Below are 1,315 nucleotides of genomic sequence, written 5' to 3' on the forward strand. Positions count from 1 at the left end.
GTCCGAGACCTGCCGCATCCCCCTGATCTCGACGATCGCGCCGGGCGCGTCGCCCGTCGACGCCATCTCGGCGAAGACGTCCTTGGCCTGCTTCGAGGAGATCGTCCCGTCCTCGACCAGCGCGACGAGCTCAGCAACCATCGAGGGCACCAACTTGGAGGCGGCCACGGTGACGCCCTCGGCGTTCAGGTGCGCGGCGAGGTCGTTGTTCATGACGTTGGCCACCGCCCGGGCGCGCCCGGTGCCCGCGATGGTGACCGCCGCCTCGAAGAACTCCGCCAGTTCCGCGTCCTCGGCCAGCAGCGCCGCGTCGTGACGGGCGATCGCGTAGTCGGCGGCGAAGCGGTCGCGGCGCGCGTCGGGCAACTCGGGCAGCATCCCGCAGACCCGCTCGATGTACGCGTCGTCGAACGTGAACGGCACCATGTCGGGCTCGGGGAAGTAGCGGTAGTCGTGCGCCTCCTCCTTGGAGCGCAGCGCGCTCGTGCGCTTCGCACCCGCGTCCCAGTGGCGCGTCTCCTGCACCACGCGTCCGCCACGCTCGATCTCCTCGGCCTGCCGGACGATCTCGAACACGAGCGCGTCGTGGAGCGACTTGAACGAGTTCATGTTCTTGACCTCGGACTTCGTGCCGAGGCCGGTCTCGCCGCGCCTGCGGATGGACACGTTGGCGTCCACCCGCATGGAGCCTTCCTCCATGTTGCAGTCCGAGACACCGAGCGAAAGGAAGACGAGCCGCAGCTTCTGCGCGAAACGCCTCGCCTCCTCCGGCGTACGGATGTCGGGCTCGGTGACGAGCTCCATGAGCGGCGTGCCCGCGCGGTTGAAGTCGACGAGCGACTCCGTGGCACCGCCGAGCCGGCCTTCCGCGCCGCCGACGTGCACCATCTTGCCGGTGTCCTCCTCGAGGTGGATGCGGGTGATGCCGATGCGCGTCGTGTACCCGCCGTCGCCGCCAGGGACCGGCCCGTCCGGCGCGCCGAGGTCCACGCGCTGGCCCGCGTTGCGGGCGTCCACGTCCACGTCGATGTGGCCCGGGCCGCAGAACGGCAGGTCGTACTGGGAGATCTGGTAGTCCTTGGGCATGTCGGGATAGAAGTACTGCTTGCGGTGGAACTGGCTCCACCGGGCGATCTCGCAGTTGACCGCAAGGCCCGCGAGCACGGTCATCTCCACGGCGCGCTCGTTCGGCACCGGCAGCGCGCCCGGTAGGCCGAGGCAGACCGGGCAGGTGCGCGTGTTCGGCTCGCCGCCGAACGCCACCTCGCAGCCACAGAACATCTTCGTGCGGCTGGCGGTCAGCTCGGTGTGGATC

Annotated in this window: 1 protein-coding gene; it reads right to left on the reverse strand. The window is 69.7% G+C overall.

Annotated elements, in window-relative coordinates:
• Nucleotides 1-1,315: Asp-tRNA(Asn)/Glu-tRNA(Gln) amidotransferase subunit GatB (gene gatB, locus FDZ70_10810; GenBank protein ID TLM65783.1), on the reverse strand; the 1,315-nt coding region annotated here is incomplete at both ends.

The sequence above is a fragment of the Actinomycetota bacterium genome (genome assembly GCA_005774595.1).
Classification (GTDB): domain Bacteria; phylum Actinomycetota; class Coriobacteriia; order Anaerosomatales; family D1FN1-002; genus D1FN1-002.